Genomic DNA, 19,197 nt, shown 5'->3' on the forward strand with positions numbered 1-19,197 from the left:
TTTGCTTAAAACGATAGGGTCGCGTCTATGCCAAAGTTTCTTCCGGCCCGTGTATAGCGATCTAGGTTTGTATTGTTCACAGCAATGTTGCGAACATCATTCCAGTTCGAGTATTTTTCATCCGTCAGATTGAACAGACCGACATTAAATTGCAGGTTTTCTGAGGGTTTGTAATAAGCGGTTAAATCAACAAGCTGATAGTCGGACGTTGCCAGCCATTGCTTGCTATTCGTGATGTCCTCTGCCTTTTTACTGGCAGCCCAAGTAAGATTGAGTTTACCGCCCCATTGCTCTGAAGGCGCATCGTAGCCTAACCCAAGGACGGCACTCATCGGTGAAATGCTGTCTAGTGGCTCGTTATCTTCTAAGTTATCACCCTCTGCATAAGCAATAGCACCATTTAACGTCCAACCTTCTCTAAGCGCTTCAAAGCTTTTTGATAGATGTAAGCTACCTTTAAATTCGACACCCTTGATAACCACTTGATCAATATTGCTGTTAGTAAATTCTCCTCGTCGATAAGCGGCAGAGGAACCCAAGGACACCTGCTCTATAAAGCGACGATAGTCGTTGTAAAACGCCACCAATTCAGCAGCACCGAGACGATTTTCTGCTCGCACACCGGCTTCGACGAAAAGACTTTCTTCTGGTTTTAGGTTTGGATTGGGCTTAATCCTATAACCATTTCCACCCACCGAGTTTTCAAAGTAGTAGTAAAGCTCGTTTAAATTTGGCGCTCTAAAACCTGAGCCAGCTTTACCAAACAAGGTATAGGTGTCGTTAATCGCAAAGTCAGCCGCAAGCTGTGCCGTAATGGCTTCGTTTTTATTGTCACCCCATGAGTCAATGTATTCATCGCCCTTGGTGGTGTACTGGTAATTGTCGTAACGAATGGCAGGAATAAGTGTGAGTTTATCTGTCACAGACCAATGGTCTTCTAGATATAGGCCAAAGATATCGGCATCAGCCAATGGAGCAAAGCGCGAGACTGTTGTCGTACCAGAAACCCTATTTTTATTTAAATTTTCTAAAGATTTAACGTCATAATTAACACCATAGCGAATGTGATGTGCGTTGATTTGCTTCATCAAATCGGCTTTTACACTGATGATGTCCTCATCATAAAAGCGGTCAACCAGTCGGTTATTGGTAGATATATGGGTTTTATTGGTGGTTTTGGTGTTTTGGTAATCCCATTGCCACATCAAGCGATCATATAGGGTATTAGCTTGTGTGTTTTCATGGAACAAACCAACACGGCGGCGAATGCTTTGATCCTCTAGGCCTCGCTGTTCAGTGGCCGTACTTTCTGAGTAAAGGGTTGCTTTTGTGTTGCTATGAAAGTATTCCCCCACCATACCAACGCGGTTGTGATCGTTGAGTTGAGCCTGCACCTTGGCAAGCAGATTGTCTGATCCTGTGTTGAATGGATCTACTGATCCTCGTGTGGCACCAAACGATCGATCTTCTCCTGCGTCACCCTTGTGGTTTTTATTTTCGTGTCCGTCACGGTGTGTATAAAGCAACAAAGATTCTACTTTGCCTGTGCGGTTTGCGGCTGTGATGGTTTGATGAAACTCGTCAGAAGCGCTTTTGTAGCCCATTTTTAACGAGGCGCTCGTGTCATTGACTTCTGGAGCTAAAAAGCGACTTGGCTCTTTGGTTTGATATTTCACCACGCCACCTAGGCCACCACTGCCTTCAACTATGTCGCCACCCTTGATGATTGTTGCTGATTCCAATGAATCCGTGTCTAGGGTGTTGCGCCCCGCGCCCAGATACGCGATTTGACCACGACTGGCTGGCGGCGCATAGGAATCGGCTTGCGGTACGCCATCGATGCTAATTTTAATTCGATCGCCTTCTAAACCACGAATATTAATACCGCTGATACTGGAGCGAGAATCTCGACTGGCTTCAACTCCTGGCTCATAACGAACTAAATCGTCTAGGTTGCGTGTCAGGGTTGCTGCCAAAGTATCGCTATCAACTTGCGACACCGAACTGCCAGCTTTAGAAGATGGCTCTGCGACATAACTGGCTTCTATCATAATCGTATTTAGCTGAGTGTCTTGTATTAAGGAATCAGCAGAAAAAGCTGGGGACGCCGCCATAATGGACAATGCAAGGAAAGACAGGGAGGTAGGTAAAGCCGTTTTAGTCATGTTACTTCTCATTAGTTAATTAAATTGTCTTTTTGGTATCAAATCCTTTTATGAGAATGATTATCACATACGTAAATACAAATGAGAATAGTTTTTATTTGTAAATTTAGTTGAACGGACAAGATTAGATAACGGCGGATTTTTTGCCTTTGTCGGCAACATCAAGTAAAACAACAGCTTCTCTTTTATCTGCCCTGTAGCCATTACTAAAGCGAGTATTGCGATAACATGACTTTTCCAACACAAGGCGCCAAACTTGCTCTTGCCGCTTGGTTAGAAGCCCACTCTGATTTTCGACTCTCAGCTCATGCGAGCGATTTATCTACGGCGCTAAAAACACTAGATACCACTCCTCAGCCCACCAGCTATCTTGCTCAGTTCTCACGTCTAAAAGGATATTTCAATCGTGCGGTTCTAGGTTTGTTGATCGTGGCGTTTCTGCTGGGGTTAATGGCGGTTCCTCCTGCTTTCGCGACGGGGGAATCCAATCAGGTCAATATTTTTTGGTTGTTGATTATCTTGCTGGGATTTCATGGGCTAAATTTTGTCGTTTGGCTGGTCACCATAGTGGCGACCATGGGGCGGCAAACAGAAAGCCAAGGGATGCTGTTAAGTCTATTGATTTTTCTCAACAAGAAGCTAAGTAAGCACTCACATATTCACACTGAAGTGAGTGCCGCTTACTTGCACTGGCAGTGCCCTGCCCATTCCAATAAGTGGTTGGTAAGCGGTGTTTCCCACGTTGCATGGGCGAGTTATCTACTCGCTGGCTGGATCATGACTTTGTTGTTACTACTAACCAATCAGGTGAATTTTGTCTGGGAAACCACGCTGCTCAGTGACCACGCTTTTCTTCAGCTCACTCAATCGTTGAGCCTATTGCCGCAGTGGTTTGGGGTGGCGGTACCCAACCAAGTGGATATTCTCGCAAGTCGGGTCGATCTAATGTCACAAAGCGCCTCTACCAGACAACACTGGGCCAATTTTTTGCTGGCCAGTATTGCCTTTTATGGGGTACTACCACGGCTCTTATTCATGCTCGTAAGCTTAGCTATGTATCATTTTAAACGAGCAAGACAGCCTTTGAGTACACAAGAGCAGATTATTCTGAATCGTTATCAACAAGCAGAAAATCAGAACCGTACGGTTCTCGATGCCGATCCTTCGCCAACACAGACTCTCTCTCGCCATGCAAACACGAAAGAGTACACTAAACTGCCTCGTCGCGCTTTTTCACAACGCTGGGCCTTATTTGAATGGAGTTCGGCGCAACCCGAGTGTTTGAATACGGCTCGCAGTTTGACCTGTTTAAACAGTCGTGAAGAACAAGAAGCGTTTTTAAAATCGTCCAGTGATGAGACAATTTACCTGTTAGTGGACGGTGAACAAAGCCCAGACCGTGGCAGCCGACGATTTTTTAGTCAAGCGAGCAAGGTGCATCCCTCATTGTTTATGGTGATTTCAAGCCCTGAACAAGCTAAGTTTACTGATGATTGGCAGCGCCTTGCCAGAGAAGTCCAGATGACTGTTACCTCACTCACGCAAAAGGAGTAAACCGTGTCGATTTCCCTTTTAGTCGTTGGTCACGCGAACACCGGTAAAACATCCTTGATTCGTACCCTGCTACGCCGTCAGGACTTTGGTCAGGTAAGCGACAAAGCGGGGACCACTCGTCACGTAGAAAGCGTACAGATAAAAATCGGGCATCAGTCTGTCATGACGTTAACCGACACACCGGGGTTTGAAGACTCTATTGGCCTGTGGCATCTTCGCCATTCGAACGAGTTTCGTTCTTATCAAGGTGCCGATTGGTTATTACCCTTTTGCGCCAGCCATTACGCACAAGAGGAGTTTGAGCAAGAAGCCAAAATACTCAAGCAGCTTACGCAAGCCGACATTATTTTATACGTGATTGATATACGCCAAGCCCCTCTGGGGAAATATTTGGATGAGTTGGCGCTATTGGCCAGCGCCAGTAAACCCATTATTCCTATCTTAAACTTTAGTGCTGCGCCCAGCGCTCACCTAGAAGCTTGGCGCAAAGTCCTGGCAGAGCGGCATTTACACGCGGTAATAAAGTACGACACGGTGGCATTTTATTTTGAAGATGAAAAACGCCTCTACCAAAGCATTCAAAGCTTGATGCCAGAAGACTACGACGCCATCACCCAGCTTATTCAGTCACGGGAAGACGCCGCTCGGCTGCGTCAAACCATGGCGATCAGTCAGTTAACGGCCTTGTTGATTAAAGCGGCCAGCACGCGTCTTGAGTGTGCAAGTTACCCGCCAAAGGCGGAGGATTCTTCTACTTTTGAAAACAAGATTCGAGCGTTAGAAAGTGGTTTCCTCAGTGGCTTATTGCGTCTTTATGAATTTCAGCCAGAAGACATGGTGGCTACCCCACTGGCGATTGAAAACAGCCTTTGGCAACAGGATATTTTTGATACTGACACGCTCAAGGAATGGGGCATAGAAACTGGCACCAGTGCACTAAAAGGCGCGGCTATTGGTGCCGGGATAGATGTCATGTCGGCGGGGTTAACCCTAGGCACGGCCACCACGCTAGGCGCTCTTTTAGGAGCAACGTGGAAAACAGGCCAGCATTACAAAGACACACTCATGAGCAAACTCACCAATCGCTATTATTTGTGTGTCGATAGCCCCACGCTGACTCTCTTGTGTTTGCGGGGATTGAGCGCCATTCATCATTTGCATCAACGGGGACACGCGTCTCAGCAAGCTTACTCACTCAGCCATAAGACACAACACAAGGATCTAATCGAACAAATGCAACCGTATTGGAAGCAGGCACAGCAACACCCAGAATGGGAAAAACGCGATTTGCCCGAAACGCACCCCAGCGTTAAAGGTTTGCAAAACCTATTAGAAAAAGCGCTTCTTCTTAGCGATAACTAACTTTTTCCCAATGGCGAGTCCAGTTGTCCATGGCGAGCAAGCTCTTGATCTAGGCGTTGCTGTGTCTCGTGCATCTGTTGCTCGCACTGTTTTATCAGGGCCACCACATCCGTCTCTTGTAAGCCTACGGTGTCTATCGGGGGCAACATTTCGACCAGTACCTTGCCATTGTTTAAGCGATTCAAGCTCACTTGACCGTGGGTGCTACTGCACACCACAGGAACAATTGGCACACCCGCCTGAACTGCCGCATAAAAGGCACCACGCTTAAAAGGCAACCAACCACGCCCCCGGCTTCGTGTGCCTTCTGGAAACATCCAAATAGACAGACCGGTTTTTTTCATACTGAACACAACTTGATCAATGGTGGCGATGGCTTGTTTGCGGTTTTCGCGATTAATCAGGATATTACCACTGGCCCAATACAGGGCGCCAAAGAAGGGAATCCAGCGCAAGCTGGTTTTACCCACGGTAACCACGCCTTTGGGGACCACAGCCGCCAATGTAAACAGATCGTAGTTGTTTTGGTGATTAGCGACATACACCGCCTGAGGAATGTTTTTTGCGGACTCAGCGACTCGACCTTCAACCGATAGGCCAAACACTGGAGCCACTTGGGCGAAAACACGACCCAAATAATGCACGCGGTTTTTAGACCACAAGGTCAGAAGACAATACACAATCCCTAATAGGGTCACGCCCACAATCAAAAACAACAACACTAACATTCGAATCAAAAGCAGCATATCGAAGTAGACCTTCCTTCGCAGTCTTAAAATTACGTTAGACTAAATTGGCTTAATTTAGTTCGACTTAGTTTACTTTATTAACCTAACTCAACTTTTATGGAACGCCTTTCGCCACTTGAAAAACTCTGCGGCAACCAATGGTTTAGAGAAGAAATAGCCTTGTATTTTATCACATTGATAGGTGTTTAATAGCGCCACACCTTGGGCATTTTCTGCGCCTTCGGCCGTCACTTGCAAGCCCAAACTGTGGGACAAATCTATGGTGGCTTTGGTAATAAACTCATCGTCTTTGTTGGTATCAATAAACTGAATAAAAGCGCGGTCTATTTTTACTTCATTGACCGGCAGCTCGCGTAAATAAGACAATGAGGACTGACCTGTACCAAAGTCATCAATGGCCAGATGTATGCCCATGTCCCGTAGCGCTTTAAGCACACGAATAACTTTCACTCTGTCTTTCATCACCGCACTTTCGGTCACTTCCAGTGCCAAGGATCGTTCCGGTAAACCGTGGGTTTTTAATGCTTGTGCTACCATATCGGGTAAGGTTTCATCCAAAAGATCATGGGCCGATAAATTCACTGCCACACGGATTTCATGCCCTTGTGCCCACCAGATTTTCAGTTGCGCCAATACGCTATGAATGACCCACTTGGTGAGTATTTGAATGCTCCCGGAGCGTTCCAACAGCTCAATAAATTCATCGGGCGGAAGAAAACCCAGCGTTGGATGAATCCAGCGTATTAAAGCTTCGGCTTCATGGCAGTCCTGAGTTTTGCCGCTGACTTTTGGCTGATACACCACAAACAACTGGTTGGCGACCAAAGCCTCAGGCAAATCCCGTATGATACTCAATTTTCGACGATGATCTTCATCCTGACCCGCTTCATAAATGACAACAGATTCATTCTCTGCTCGTGCCTTGTCGGCCACAATGTCCAATCGTCTCATGGCACTGTTAACACTGTCTGTGGCGTGCTCGAAGGGCAGTACCGCAATACTGATGTCCAAACGAACCATAGAACCTTTCTCAGACTCACATTTTTCACTCATCATGCGATCATCGTGGTCACAGCTCACTTCACACTCTTCGTTGAACAAACGCTTCAAATCGTCACAATCTTTGGAGGTAATATTGTGCTCTGTGATCAGCAGAAATTTATCGCTACTTAATCGAGCCAGTATCTCTGTGGCACCATTCCAACGCTGCAACCGTTCGGCCATCTTGGTCAAGAGTATGTTGCCCACATCGAAACCCAGCATGTTATTAATCTGTTTGAAGTGGCGGATATTGATAAGTACGAGAGAGCCTTCTTGCTTAGGCAGAGCCTGTATTAGGTAGCGCTCTACGGCACTTTGATTCACTAAGCCCGTCAACGGATCATGCCAAGCCTGATACGTCAGCTCTTCCTCACGGGCTTTAATCGATTCCTGCATGACCTCCATAGTATTGGAGAGCACGCCAAATTCGCCTGCCATCTTAGGGGCCGCAATGATCTTTTTATTGGTACCACGGCCGATTTGAGTGGCGTACTCCACCAAGCGACTGATAGGTTGAGTCATATTTCGCGCCAACCCGATACCAAACAACAAAGCCAAAGCTAGCGCGCCAGCAAAGATCAACACTAACTGGTTGCGTGTACTATTATAACTTTCTAGCCAAGGTCCATAGGGTAAATGAATCAACCCCCATTGGTCGGGTACCCCCAAATCCACACCGAGCGTTAAGTATTTTTCATCGCTCGAAAAAACGGGGTTATTAAGCAGGTTGATCACACTATCAATGTCTCGAAAAAGCGCTTGTTTGTCTGCCAATGGTAAGGTGGACCAGCCGGCTAAACGATAAGTGTCATCGCTTTCAGAAACAAAACTGATATCAAGTCCAGTGACGTTTTTGATTTGTTCTGCGAGCGCTTGGTCTAGCAGAAACGCCATACCCACCCATGCCACCACATTTGGCGCTCTGACCGGCACCAGCACTAATTGATAGGCACGACTACTCAGATTGATCATGGTACTAATTGACGCCCCACCCGTTCGACGCGCTTCATACACCAGATCAGCAATGGTACTGCCAACGTTAAGCTCCTGAGTTGAGGTGATCAGCTCGCCAACCGGGGATACCAGCAATGACACATCAGCGTTGATGCGAGCTCCGTGGTTTTGCAAAACAGAACCTATCGTGGCTGTTTCTCGAGTCGCAACGGCTTGTTTAAAACCAAAATCAGAGGTGAGAATTTCAACGCCCTTGGTTAACTGTTCAGCACGGGCCTCTAAAAATAAGTCAAATACATTGCGAGATACGTCAATCGAATCGACACCTTGTCGATAATTGTCTTTTTTTAAGGACGACAACACCGCTAAGGCGGTTCCCAACTGGGCCAACGCAAGCAATATTAAAACAAACACAATCAGTCTTGCTTGAAAGCTCTTCAACGGTGAAACCTCTGTGATAATGGTGGTCCATTTAACTAAGCATGCATGGCTGAACGCGTCTCTTCAAGGCAATTTTTACCTAATAATAGTCCGTTTTATCCAGACCATTCGTTTTCTTAGACTGTTCGCTTTGCTCAAACCATCAGTTTTGCCAGTAATTGCTTTTCCAGTAGTCCATTTGGTCTTCTTCTAAAAAACTCCAAGCAACAAATCGACTAATTTTTTGTCCCTGTGCCATTTCAATGGTCTTCACTTGGCGTGCGTTCACTTCTTTCAAAGTACGGTAAATAGCGTCTAGATTGCTTTGACGCGCCACCAGAGAGGTAAACCAAAAACAACGATCCGCGTATTGCACGCTTTCTCTAACCATTCGACATACAAATCCCGCCTCTCCACCATCGCACCACAGTTCTGCCGCGGTACCGCCAAAGTTCAATATAGGTTTTTCGGTCGTCGTTTTCTTACTTTTAACACCACGCCATTTACGCTGAGATTCATCGGTCATGGCCGTTTCGCTAGTATGAAATGGCGGATTGCATAGTGTTAAATCAAAGCGGTCTTTTTCTTTCCAAACGCTGTCAAATATCTTAGCCGCTTGTGTTTGCAGGCGGACGGTGATTGCGCCTTTCAAACACGCATTGGATTTGATGATGGTGTCACAGGTGGCGACCGCAACAGGATTAACATCGGAGCCGACAAACTGCCAAGCGTATTCTTGATGGCCGATGATAGGGTAAACACAATTGGCCCCAACGCCCACATCCAGTACCTTGACGCCTTTACCTCGGGGAATCACGCCCTGGTTACTGCTGGCTAATAAGTCGGCAAGGTAATGTATGTAGTCCGCTCTTCCAGGAATGGGAGGACATAAATAGCCGAGCGGAATATCCCAAAAAGCCACACCGTAAAAATGATTCAACAAAGCGCGGTTTAACGTTTTTACCGCCTCTGGGTTAGCAAAATCGACCGACTCGTTTCCATATTGATTTGGTTGAATAAAAGCCGAAAGTTCAGGACAAGAGTCGGCTAACAGCGCAAAATCATAACGCGCGCGATGGGGATTACGCGGGTGCAATTCCAACTTATTGGCACGCTTACCTTTCGTATTCTTGCTTTTTAAAACCACTGTTATGCCATTTGTTTAAATCAAAGTATGAGTATAACCGAATTTCTTCGTTGCAATGAAACGCATTATTATCGTCAAATACAGGCCGATTCACCCTAAGCACTTATAACCACAGGGTAAATGGGATAACCGAAATTCCCAAGATAAGCGCAATTGCCACTAAAGTAAAAAAAGCTTCTGCTGGGTTTTGGCGTGCATGTTGCAAGTAACCGAGTATCCACTGCCCCGCTGAAATGGGCCTCATGGTTTGAGCTCGAGCGATCTGATCTTGACGAATTAATTCTAAGGCTTGCTCTGCTTGATCCTTATCTTTGACCCAAAGCCCCGCCATAGATATTTGCCAACGACCCGCCGTAGTTTCATAAAAGGCGATATCATGATCTGTGAGCAGCTGACGAATCTCATCGGCTTCCTCATCAGGCACATATTTAAGTCGAAAAACCAACGTCGCCATTTCACCTAACCTTAAGCAAGAAAATACAGCGCTAAAGGGTAAGAGATGCTAGCAAAGAATACAATCTCGTGAGATGGGCTTTTTATTGGCAGATACTGAAGTTGGAGTTATAAAACAGGCTTATTGAATCATGTTTTGCTCTAACCAAACAATGACATCTTGTTCCGGCAGTGGGCGACAGAAATAGTAACCTTGCACTCTATCCACACCCAAGGCTCTCACTGCTTCAAGCTGGTCTTCTCTCTCCACACCTTCCGCCACCAGCTCCATGTTGAGTTCTTTCGCCAGTTTTGTCATCGACGTTAATATTTGACGGGTGAACTGATCATCCTGCAGACTACCAATAAACACTTGGTCTAATTTTAGTGTGTCGTAAGGAAAGCGGCGCAAGAAATCCAATCCAGCATAGCCAGTGCCAAAATCATCCACTGACAGACCTACTCCTAACGCTTTAATATGCTCAAAGCGACTGACCATAACAGGTAAATCTATCGCATTTAGAACACTGGTTTCTGTTACTTCAAGCGCTAAGCGGCCTTTCAATTCTGGGTATTCCGTTAAAATGTGTGCCAGCGTACCGGCAAACTCTTGTTTTAATAAGCTATGTCGATCAACGTTGACAGATATACTAATTCCACTCAATTGCTTGGGGTATGCACGATAAAAAAAACCTACTTTGCGGATAACCATCCAAGTCAGTTCGTCGATCAAACCGAGCTTTTCCGACATCTCTACAATAAAAGGCGGAGACACATTACCATGATAAGGAGAATGCCATCGAATGAGTGCTTCCATCGCGTATTTCCCTCGCCCATTAATTGGTACGATAGGTTGAAAGTGCACATCAATCGCACTCTGTCTTATGGCTCTTTTCACACAGTGACGCAAAGACTCTCGATAATAAATTCGCAGAGCATAAATCACGCTGCATAGTACAAATAGAAGAATCCAACACACTATCAGCAAGGGCATGAATAACCAAAAACGCTCCCAATAGGCATTGTAAGAAACATACGAAACCAATCCCATTGACCAATCATCAAGAGACATTGCATCTTGAAACAATACGCTACTGTCAGAAGAATCCTGCTTAGATGACAGTATTCGCTTGCCTAATGTTAGTTCGTAGCCATAATCAGACGGGAAAATCGAATCAAGAATGGAAGAAATACTCTGCGGAGGCGCCAAACCATTAACCCCAATACCATTTTCACCCTGATAAAAAGCAAAAAAAGTCGACTCTCCCAGTGTGTTTGAATCCATTAAAGACACAGTACTTCGCTCTTGGCTGTTTTGGATACGAGACACAATGCTCTTATAGAGAGAGATATTGATAGGCCCAAGACTAGAGCAATAGACTTTGTAATCCCCATTAAATAACCCCAGCTCTTTAAAGAAGGGAGAATAAAAAGAGGACTTACGTAACCGATCAACATCTTCTTGTTCGCAAGATAAGGCACTGTTGTCGGTAATCTGCTTTAACTCGATGAAAATTTCATCCATTTGAGTCGATAGAGCGTGTTTTGCTTGAGTTGTCCGATTGTTTAGATCGTTGAGTAAAAAGACATAGAGGCCCAGCGCAGTAAGAAATCCACTGAACAACAAGGTGAATAAGCTAAAAAAAACAATGGCTTTTTTTCTGGCTAATAAAAAATCCATGGTGGTGTGCAACATGCGCTACTGTCTCTCCCTTTACACGCTCACAATATACACTGATTGAGACACATTCGTCATTAGTGTAATGTTCAAGCTTTTTTATCATCACACGAATAAAGAAAAACACCAACAAAAAAGGCCGCCAAAGGCAGCCTTTCTTGACCATAAAAAATACTAGTTGTTTGTCTTGGCTTTCTAAAAATCAAAGCGTCGATAGAATCACCTCTCTCACTGAGGTGTTTTTTGAATAACAATGGATAAGTAGCCTACCTCAAAACCAAATTTTGTCATGATGGATTCATTCATCACCACATCATCTTTGACCATATACATACGATCATCCACGTTAATGTCTAAAATACGTCCTTTGTACGGCACTTGAAGCACGTATTTCATGAACAAAGCATTACCTTCAATATTAACTTCTCCAGAGCCCACCACATCATTGGCGGTTGCTGTGTAATTGCCTTGCTCGTCTGGGGTCATGATCCACGTTCGATTCTGGATTTCGCCATCATCAAACACAAAGACTTCTGCTAGAGTGCCGACACCGTCTTCCCAGCTGCCTTCTAAGGTAGCATTAAAATAGCGAATCACTTCGCCACTGCGATTTTTTAAAATACCATGGGCAGTGAGAGGCCCAGAGAAAAAGCCCTGTAAGTCAAACTTTGGGGTATTTTTGGCGTACAACGATATATCAGGCGTCGAACACGCTGACAGCAGCACCAGAGACAAGACGCCAACCATGAATGTTTTTACAGAGCGAGAAAACTTTTTCATCCTATTTTCCTTTGATTCGCTAACAAAATTGTTACACAGCTAACACGGCATCAATCGAGACTGAGTTGATTAGTACAGTGTTCATAATGAAAATCTAAAAATATCTGTACTGAATATCGACACTTTGGTATTTGCCATTTTCATCACAGATGTTGGCGCGCCCAGTAAAGCGTAGCAAGGTTTTCTCGGCTGGGTCATAAGCGACTATGATGGGATCTACTGCCATTCTGACAAACCATGAAACCGGTGTTAACGTGAAACAGGTCGCCTCGGCTTGCGTTCCCGCAATGCATTCCGCTAAACCAACACGAAATGAAAAGTTTGATTGTTTACTGGGGACCAGATATTCAATGTCCATTTCTTTGCCTGAGGTTAACGTATCCCAGTATTGTTTAACAAAGGCGTCAAAACCTGCGTCGACCACCATACCTGGCACCAGCAGAAGGGTGTCTTGTTTAGGTTCCGCACTGCGATTTTCTAGATAGTTCACTCGCAGCGCATTGTTTTCTTGCTCGACTTCTATTCTTTCACCGTTTCGCTCATTGAGCTGGATGAAACTTGGGGTAATCCTAGAGTGAGTAAAATCAAGTGTTTTATTACCAAACACTACCCCGTCTGGCTCTGAGTATTCCACTTCATGGCGATCATCACTGATTCTCTGGTGAGTTTCTCGATACAACAAGGCGCCTGTTTTTAAGCTGTAAGCACTCCCCACGATTTTCTCAAACGGCACTTGGTTTTCAAGGGAGGCCGTATCCAATACAGTATCTTGCGCGTCAGACGATTCGGCAAAGCACGAAGCACTCAGTGAAAACGTCAAGCACATTGCTAAGAAAGACCGCTTAAACGGTAAAGACATCAAGAGCTGAATCATTTTCCTACCCTTATTTATTAACGTGAAGTATCAAACAGCGACCATTTTTCACTTAACCAAAAGCCCAATGGCAATACTAACGCCCATACTATGGCGACCACCGCTAACGTCAGCCACACAGGCTCTGCCAAGCTGACACCCGCCAAATTCGCACCAGCAAAATAACTCAGTACTGGGCCTGTGGTTCCCATTAAGGCAGACAGGGCATAACGAGCCCGAAGAAACGCTAAGCTGTGAACAAACAAAGTAGCAACGGATACCCAAAGACACATCAGCCATACTGGTGGAAGCCGTGCTGTTAGGCTGTTGTCCGCTTGCACTATCGTATCTACACTGGGTAAAAATAAACCCAACTGAAACAAAGTCCCATCAATCACCACACCCAGCGCTAAAAAAGCCACTATCAGGCGCCATTCACGGCGCGTGTGCATAAAATAAACATGGTGCAATACCAAAAACATTAGGGTCGCCGCTACCGCCCAAAGATTGCCCGCCAATACACACACGAACCAAACAAGCTGAAATAAAATGGCATTCAAAAGAGGCTTAATGCCATTTATCTTTTTCATTTTGATTCAATCGACAAACGATGATCTGGCTTGGCAAAAATAAACTGCCCAGTGCTGATCGCTCTTTCTTTAAAGCCGCCTTCGCAATACGCTAAATAAAAGTCCCACATACGACAAAAGACATCATCAAATCCCATATTGGTTACTTCATGGCGCGCGGCATGAAATCGTGTTCGCCAATCTGCTAAAGTTTTTGCGTAATGCTCAGTGATGTCTTCTAAACCCACAATTTGCATGTCGGTTTTTGATGCAATCTTATGAGCAATCACCTGATTAGATGGCAAGCAGCCACCTGGAAAAATATAACGTTGAATAAAATCCACAGATCGGCGAGCGTAATCATAACGCTGGTCTGCAATCGTGATGGCTTGGATAACCATGACACCATGGGGTTTCAGCAGCTCGCTGCATTTGGAAAAATAGCTGTCGTAGTATTCATGACCCACGGCTTCAATCATCTCGATTGACACCAGTTTGTCGTAGGTGCCTTTCAGGTCTCGGTAATCTTCCAGCAATAAGGTAATTTTATCTTGCAAGCCTTCTGCTTCCACTCGGGCTTTCGCAAACTCATATTGCTCTTTAGAAATCGTTGTTGTCGTTACCTGACAGCCATAGTGCTTAGCCGCATGAATGGCCATGCCGCCCCAGCCTGTACCGATTTCTAGTAGGTGGTCTTTTTCGCTCAACTGCAACTTTTGACAAATACGATCCAGTTTATGCACAGATGCTTCTTCTAGTGTCGCACCTAATTGTGGATAAATGGCGGAAGAATACATCATGGTGGGATCTAAAAATAAGGAGAAGAAATCATTCCCTAAATCGTAGTGCGCCGAAATATTTTCTTTGGAACCGGATTTGGTATTGGCGTTTAATTTGTGCGCAATCTTAGCGCCGATACGACTCCAAATAGGACGTTTTGCGTCCATTTTGTTGATTAAATTGAGGTTGGCCACCATTAACCGAATAACAGCAACAACATCGGGAGACGACCATCCACCTTTCATATAGGCTTCACCAGCACCAATACTGCTGTTCAAAAAAACATCTCGATAAGTATGAATGTCGTGAACCTGTACTTCAGCAACATACTGAGCGCTCTCTTTATCTTCACCAAAAGTATAAATGACGCCTTTTTCTTCCAGTGTTAAGTGGCCGACTTCCAGTTTATTCAGCATCGCAAATACCATTTTGCGAGCCATGCTATCAAACCATGTTGCTGTAACGTTTCTCTTCTTCACTTTTTCGTTATCCATGCTAACGGAGTTCATGACGATTAATCTCCTACTGTGTTTGCTACTTTGTGGTAGACGATGAATCCGGATGTGAATAGAAAGGCACTCTTTTCACCCATAATTTTAATGCTTGCCAATAAATACCAAATACAACTTTCATCGTCATAAACGGGTAATTAAGTAATATTTTAAACATAGACGAAGGCGTTATTGGCATTCGTTTCAATGACAAGGTGGCATCAAATACGCATTGCTCGTCTAACAAAGTCTTGTTCTGCATGTGCACCGCTAATTTTTTATCGGGCGTATTACTACGCCAATCGTAAAAATGGTCCATCGGATGAAAAGGCGACACATGCATGGCCTTATTTATCTGGGTACGATTAGTGGTCTGGTTTGGATCACATTTCAGCACATAGGCAATCTTTTCGCCCCATGGCGTATTGGTCACCTCAAGCAACATGGCTTGCAGCTTATCTTCTTTGTCAAAGCAATAATAAATCGTGATGGGGTTCACAATGAAACCAAAATAGCGACAATTGGTGAGCATTCTCACCGCCCCTGACAAATTCAAACTTAGGCGCCGGTTCACCTCATCAAGAACCGCCGCTTTTATGCTTAAAGATGCATCACCAAAGTAGTCTTTTCGTGAAAATCGTGCCAAAGACCATGCTCGTGTAGACCACCAAGGACTCATAGCTAAGACATCATCGAGTTCATCAAGGTCAAAATACATCATAAAAACACGATATTTAAACGCATGATGACGGGGTGCAAACCGTCGATGTCGGACGCTGCCATAATAAATCGCACTGTGCTTGGGTGTGAAATTTACCATGACACTCCCAATCCGTTGGCAACACGCACCCCACTCCAGCAGCCGTCTTCGTGAAAACCATTACGCCAATAAGCACCACAAAACCAAGTTTTATTCACACCATTAATGTCAGCCCAGCGATCTTGCGCCTTAATGCCATCTAAGGTGAAAGTGGGGTGTGCATATTGGAAGCGACCGATAATCTTCTCTTCAGCAATCATATCTGTTTGGTTTAACGTCACTACATAAGTCGCGTCGCTCGAAAAATGCTGCAGAATATTCATGTTGTAACTTAGGGTCGCGTGCTTAGTACTGTCTGTTCCTAAATGATAATTCCAGCTCGACCAAGCCAATTTTTTGTTTGGCAACAAACGTGTGTCCGTATGAAGCACAACATCATTATTACGGTAAGGAATGGCGGACAAAATCGTGTGTTCATCTCTGGAAGGGTCTGATAATAGCGCCAGTGCTTCATCGCTATGACAAGCAAACACGACTTGGTCAAAGACTTGCTGTGTACCATCAGAGAATTCGATAACGACGTCGTTTTCCGCGCGTCTCACTTTAGAAATGTTAGCATTCAGTTGGATATTGTCTTTAAACGAAGCGGTTAACGGCGCCAAATACGCGGAAGACCCCCCTTCAATCACTCGCCATTGAGGACGATCGTTTACGCTTAATAAGCCATGGTTTTTGAAAAATCGTACGAAAAACACTAGGGGGAAATCCATCATTTCATCCAATGTGGACGACCAAATGGCGCTACCCATAGGAATCAAATAATGACTTGAAAAACGACGACCATAGCCTTTTTCCGCAAGGTATTCACCTAAGGTGACACCTTCTTTTAGTGTGCCGCTTTCTAGATCCTGAATCGCTTCTTTATTAAATCGAAGAATGTCTTTTAGCATTCCTAAGAAAGGGACATTGAGCAAATTACGACGTTGGGCAAATAAGGTATTGAGATTATTGCCGCCATATTCTAAACCTGTGCGCTGACAGCTGACACTAAAGCTCATCTCAGTTGCTTTCGACTTTACCCCAATTTCGTCCATCAAACGGATAAAATTAGGATAGGTCCAATCATTAAACACAATAAAACCGGTATCGATAGAACGGTTACCGTCACCTTCGGGCACATCAATCGTCGCTGTGTGTCCGCCTATGCGTTCAGCTGACTCGTATAAGGTGATGTCATGTTTTTTCTGAAGTAAATACGCGCTGGTTAAGCCTGAAATCCCTGAACCAATAATGGCAATTCTCACTCACTGTCTCCTTGAAACATGTTTTAACATCAGACGTAACACAAAATTTGGCTTGACTACACTGATCATGAATAATTCATCTGAACTTATATTAGACTTTTTATCTAAATGGAATATTGAATACAGTATCTCATTTCTTCTTTGGTGCCAGCATAGACAACCAGAGCTTAGGAAAGTGCCTACCGGCCCACAGCATCATGGATAAACGCTTAGGAAAAGCAAATTCGAAAGGCCGTGAACCTAAGGCTTTGTACATTCTTTTCGCTGCATCATCGGCTGACATTAAAAACGGCATGGAAAAGGTGTTTTTTTGCGTCAGTGGCGTATCAACAAAACCGGGTAACAAACACGTTACATCAATATCAAAGGGTTTTAAATCCATTCTCAGTGAAGATAAAAAATACCGTACGGCCGCTTTACTGGCGCCATACGCTTCCGCTTGAGGGAACGCGGCTTGAACAGCCTGCGAACCTACTCCAACAAGATGGGAATGGGGTGTGGCCTTAAGCAAAGGCAAACAGACATCCACACTATTAACCAAACCAAAAAAATTGACGGACATCACGCGATCCATCATTTGCCAGTCTGGCTCACTCTCTGTTAAATCTAAATACTCACACGTTCCCGCATTGAGTACCGCACATTCTAGATGTGTTGTGTGAGCAAATATCGCCTGTCTTGTGCTCTCCACTTGGCTGGCATCGGCAATATCAAAAGGCAAAAAAACCAAATCAGCGTGCGCTTCCAATAAAGGTGTTAATGCTTTTTCGCTTCTTGCACTGGCGATGACCTTCCAACCATCATCTAAATACTGTTTTGCTAATGCAAGCCCAATTCCGGAACTGGCTCCCGTAATCCAGACGACATTTTTTTCTCCGTTTTTGCTGACAGATGCACTCACCCTCTTCTCCTTAAAATCACATTGCTAGCCGCTTCTTTAGTCCTTTGATCGCTGTTCCCAATAAAGGAACATGCTCATAAAGCATCTGACCTAAATCGTATACGTCTTCATGAAAATAGATCCGCTCGTCGAATTGCACTTGGGTGATGCCCCGAACCGTAATGGTTTTGCAGCCCAGCTTTGGGTGTTTAAAATGCATATTCCATTTGATATAAGCCATATTGTCAGAAACAATTTGATCTAAATACTCAAACCGACCGCTTCTTACGTTAGCAGACATTTCGGTTAAATAGGCATGAAGAGGCACAACCCCTCTAAGTTCATGTACAGGGTCTTTAAAAAAGATGTTTTCAGAGTAGATTTCATCAATTTTGTCGAGCTGTGGATTTTTTACGTCTAAGTAAAAGGCTTTAAAGCGCTCTATCAATAGATAATTCGAATCCTTTTTGGCGTCCGTCATACTGTCTTACCTTGGCAACTGTCTTAAACGACAGAAATTTATATTCATTAATAGTTTAAAACGCATGAAAACGCACTTTGGATCACATGCAAACCCTGTCTCTCACAACAAAAGCCCTTTATTTACAAATTTCATAAAGAAAAATGATCCGCTCCTTTAGACATAGCGTATATTTGTTATACAGCAACATAAGCATTCCTTTTGGGAGCACTATGAATGGAACGCGCACCATTACTTCAACCAGATGAACAAAGGCTGACAGACATTTCTGCCATTGCCGAACGTAGGGATCAAGCGGCTTTATCGCGCCTATTTGATCACTACGTTCCCAAGATTAGATCATTTTGTCTTGCGGCCCAACCGGGCGCAAACCTAATGGCTGATGACATTGCTCAAGAGGTAATGATACGTATATGGAATAAGGCTCATACTTACAAACCTGAGTCGGCCTCATTAAATACCTGGGTTTTTACCTTGGCAAGAAATGCACGTATCGATTATTTGCGTAAGAACAGCCGTCATCAATCCGATATCGATCCTGAATATTTGTGGCAGAACATAGTGGATGAAAATGCCGATCCATTTAAAGACGCACAACATAAAAGGGATCAAGAAAGAATTCAGCAAGGACTCAACAAGCTCCCACCCGATCAGAAAGAAGTTTTGTTGAAAGTTTATTTAGAAGGTAAAACGCACAAGGAAGCCGCCGAAGAGCTTTCCCTGCCTTTGGGCACGATCAAATCTCGAGTGCGCCTTGCTTTACACAAACTCACTATTTACATTAAGAGGTAGTATCG

General features: G+C 44.5%; 17 protein-coding genes. 3 read left to right on the forward strand and 14 right to left on the reverse strand.

Annotation, left to right across the window (positions count from 1 at the left end; all coding sequences use genetic code 11):
* Positions 1-5: 5 nt before the first annotated feature.
* The gene (locus EBI00_RS10250; protein ID WP_158600749.1) at positions 6-2,165 is read right to left on the reverse strand and encodes a TonB-dependent hemoglobin/transferrin/lactoferrin family receptor; all 2,160 of its coding nucleotides are present in this window, start codon (positions 2,163-2,165) and stop codon (positions 6-8) included.
* A gap of 228 nt (positions 2,166-2,393) precedes the next feature.
* Here EBI00_RS10250 and EBI00_RS10255 point away from each other — a divergent pair, with 228 nt between their 5' ends.
* Both EBI00_RS10255 and EBI00_RS10260 read left to right on the forward strand, forming a co-directional pair.
* Positions 2,394-3,719 (forward strand): DUF2868 domain-containing protein, encoded by a 1,326-nt coding sequence (locus EBI00_RS10255; protein WP_123095831.1) that lies wholly within the window; start codon positions 2,394-2,396, stop codon positions 3,717-3,719.
* 3 nt (positions 3,720-3,722) lie between these two features.
* The gene (locus tag EBI00_RS10260; RefSeq protein WP_123095832.1) at positions 3,723-5,081 is read left to right on the forward strand and encodes a DUF3482 domain-containing protein; all 1,359 of its coding nucleotides are present in this window, start codon (positions 3,723-3,725) and stop codon (positions 5,079-5,081) included.
* On the opposite strand, the gene EBI00_RS10265 is transcribed toward EBI00_RS10260, so the two are convergent.
* The 13 genes from EBI00_RS10265 to EBI00_RS10325 form a co-directional block, all read right to left on the reverse strand.
* Positions 5,078-5,827 (reverse strand): 1-acylglycerol-3-phosphate O-acyltransferase, encoded by a 750-nt coding sequence (locus EBI00_RS10265; RefSeq protein WP_123095833.1) that lies wholly within the window; start codon positions 5,825-5,827, stop codon positions 5,078-5,080. The two genes, EBI00_RS10260 and EBI00_RS10265, sit on opposite strands and share 4 nt — an antisense overlap.
* A gap of 90 nt (positions 5,828-5,917) precedes the next feature.
* On the reverse strand, positions 5,918-8,266 hold the full coding sequence (locus tag EBI00_RS10270; RefSeq protein ID WP_123095834.1) for a bifunctional diguanylate cyclase/phosphodiesterase: 2,349 nt from the start codon (positions 8,264-8,266) through the stop codon (positions 5,918-5,920).
* Between the two features lie 142 nt (positions 8,267-8,408).
* Positions 8,409-9,392, reverse strand: a complete 984-nt coding sequence (gene rlmF, locus EBI00_RS10275; RefSeq protein WP_123095835.1) for a 23S rRNA (adenine(1618)-N(6))-methyltransferase RlmF — start codon at positions 9,390-9,392, stop codon at positions 8,409-8,411.
* A 103-nt stretch (positions 9,393-9,495) separates the two neighbouring features.
* Positions 9,496-9,846, reverse strand: a complete 351-nt coding sequence (locus EBI00_RS10280) for a DUF6164 family protein (protein ID WP_123095836.1) — start codon at positions 9,844-9,846, stop codon at positions 9,496-9,498.
* A gap of 120 nt (positions 9,847-9,966) precedes the next feature.
* On the reverse strand, positions 9,967-11,520 hold the full coding sequence (locus EBI00_RS10285; RefSeq protein WP_123095837.1) for an EAL domain-containing protein: 1,554 nt from the start codon (positions 11,518-11,520) through the stop codon (positions 9,967-9,969).
* A gap of 210 nt (positions 11,521-11,730) precedes the next feature.
* On the reverse strand, positions 11,731-12,282 hold the full coding sequence (locus EBI00_RS10290; RefSeq protein ID WP_206612580.1) for a DUF3833 domain-containing protein: 552 nt from the start codon (positions 12,280-12,282) through the stop codon (positions 11,731-11,733).
* 94 nt (positions 12,283-12,376) lie between these two features.
* A complete protein-coding gene (locus EBI00_RS10295; protein ID WP_123095838.1) occupies positions 12,377-13,156 on the reverse strand; it encodes a hypothetical protein in 780 nt (259 codons plus the stop codon).
* A 17-nt stretch (positions 13,157-13,173) separates the two neighbouring features.
* Entirely contained in the window at positions 13,174-13,725 is a 552-nt protein-coding gene (locus EBI00_RS10300; RefSeq protein WP_241557009.1) for a DUF2878 domain-containing protein, read from the reverse strand.
* Positions 13,722-14,993, reverse strand: coding sequence for an SAM-dependent methyltransferase (locus tag EBI00_RS10305; RefSeq protein WP_123095839.1), 1,272 nt, complete (start codon positions 14,991-14,993; stop codon positions 13,722-13,724). The genes EBI00_RS10300 and EBI00_RS10305 overlap by 4 nt, the downstream gene beginning before the upstream one ends.
* A gap of 25 nt (positions 14,994-15,018) precedes the next feature.
* A complete protein-coding gene (locus EBI00_RS10310; RefSeq protein ID WP_123095840.1) occupies positions 15,019-15,795 on the reverse strand; it encodes a DUF1365 domain-containing protein in 777 nt (258 codons plus the stop codon).
* Positions 15,789-17,039 (reverse strand): NAD(P)/FAD-dependent oxidoreductase, encoded by a 1,251-nt coding sequence (locus tag EBI00_RS10315; protein ID WP_123095841.1) that lies wholly within the window; start codon positions 17,037-17,039, stop codon positions 15,789-15,791. The genes EBI00_RS10310 and EBI00_RS10315 overlap by 7 nt, the downstream gene beginning before the upstream one ends.
* A gap of 130 nt (positions 17,040-17,169) precedes the next feature.
* Positions 17,170-17,940 (reverse strand): SDR family NAD(P)-dependent oxidoreductase, encoded by a 771-nt coding sequence (locus EBI00_RS10320; protein WP_123095842.1) that lies wholly within the window; start codon positions 17,938-17,940, stop codon positions 17,170-17,172.
* Positions 17,941-17,956: 16 nt separating this feature from the next.
* The gene (locus tag EBI00_RS10325) at positions 17,957-18,400 is read right to left on the reverse strand and encodes a nuclear transport factor 2 family protein (protein ID WP_123095843.1); all 444 of its coding nucleotides are present in this window, start codon (positions 18,398-18,400) and stop codon (positions 17,957-17,959) included.
* A 216-nt stretch (positions 18,401-18,616) separates the two neighbouring features.
* On the opposite strand from EBI00_RS10325, the gene EBI00_RS10330 reads away from it, so the two are divergent.
* Positions 18,617-19,192 (forward strand): sigma-70 family RNA polymerase sigma factor, encoded by a 576-nt coding sequence (locus tag EBI00_RS10330; RefSeq protein ID WP_123095844.1) that lies wholly within the window; start codon positions 18,617-18,619, stop codon positions 19,190-19,192.
* Positions 19,193-19,197 lie beyond the last annotated feature (5 nt).

It is taken from the genome of Marinomonas hwangdonensis, from assembly GCF_003721245.1.
GTDB classification, from domain to species: Bacteria; Pseudomonadota; Gammaproteobacteria; order Pseudomonadales; family Marinomonadaceae; genus Marinomonas; species Marinomonas hwangdonensis.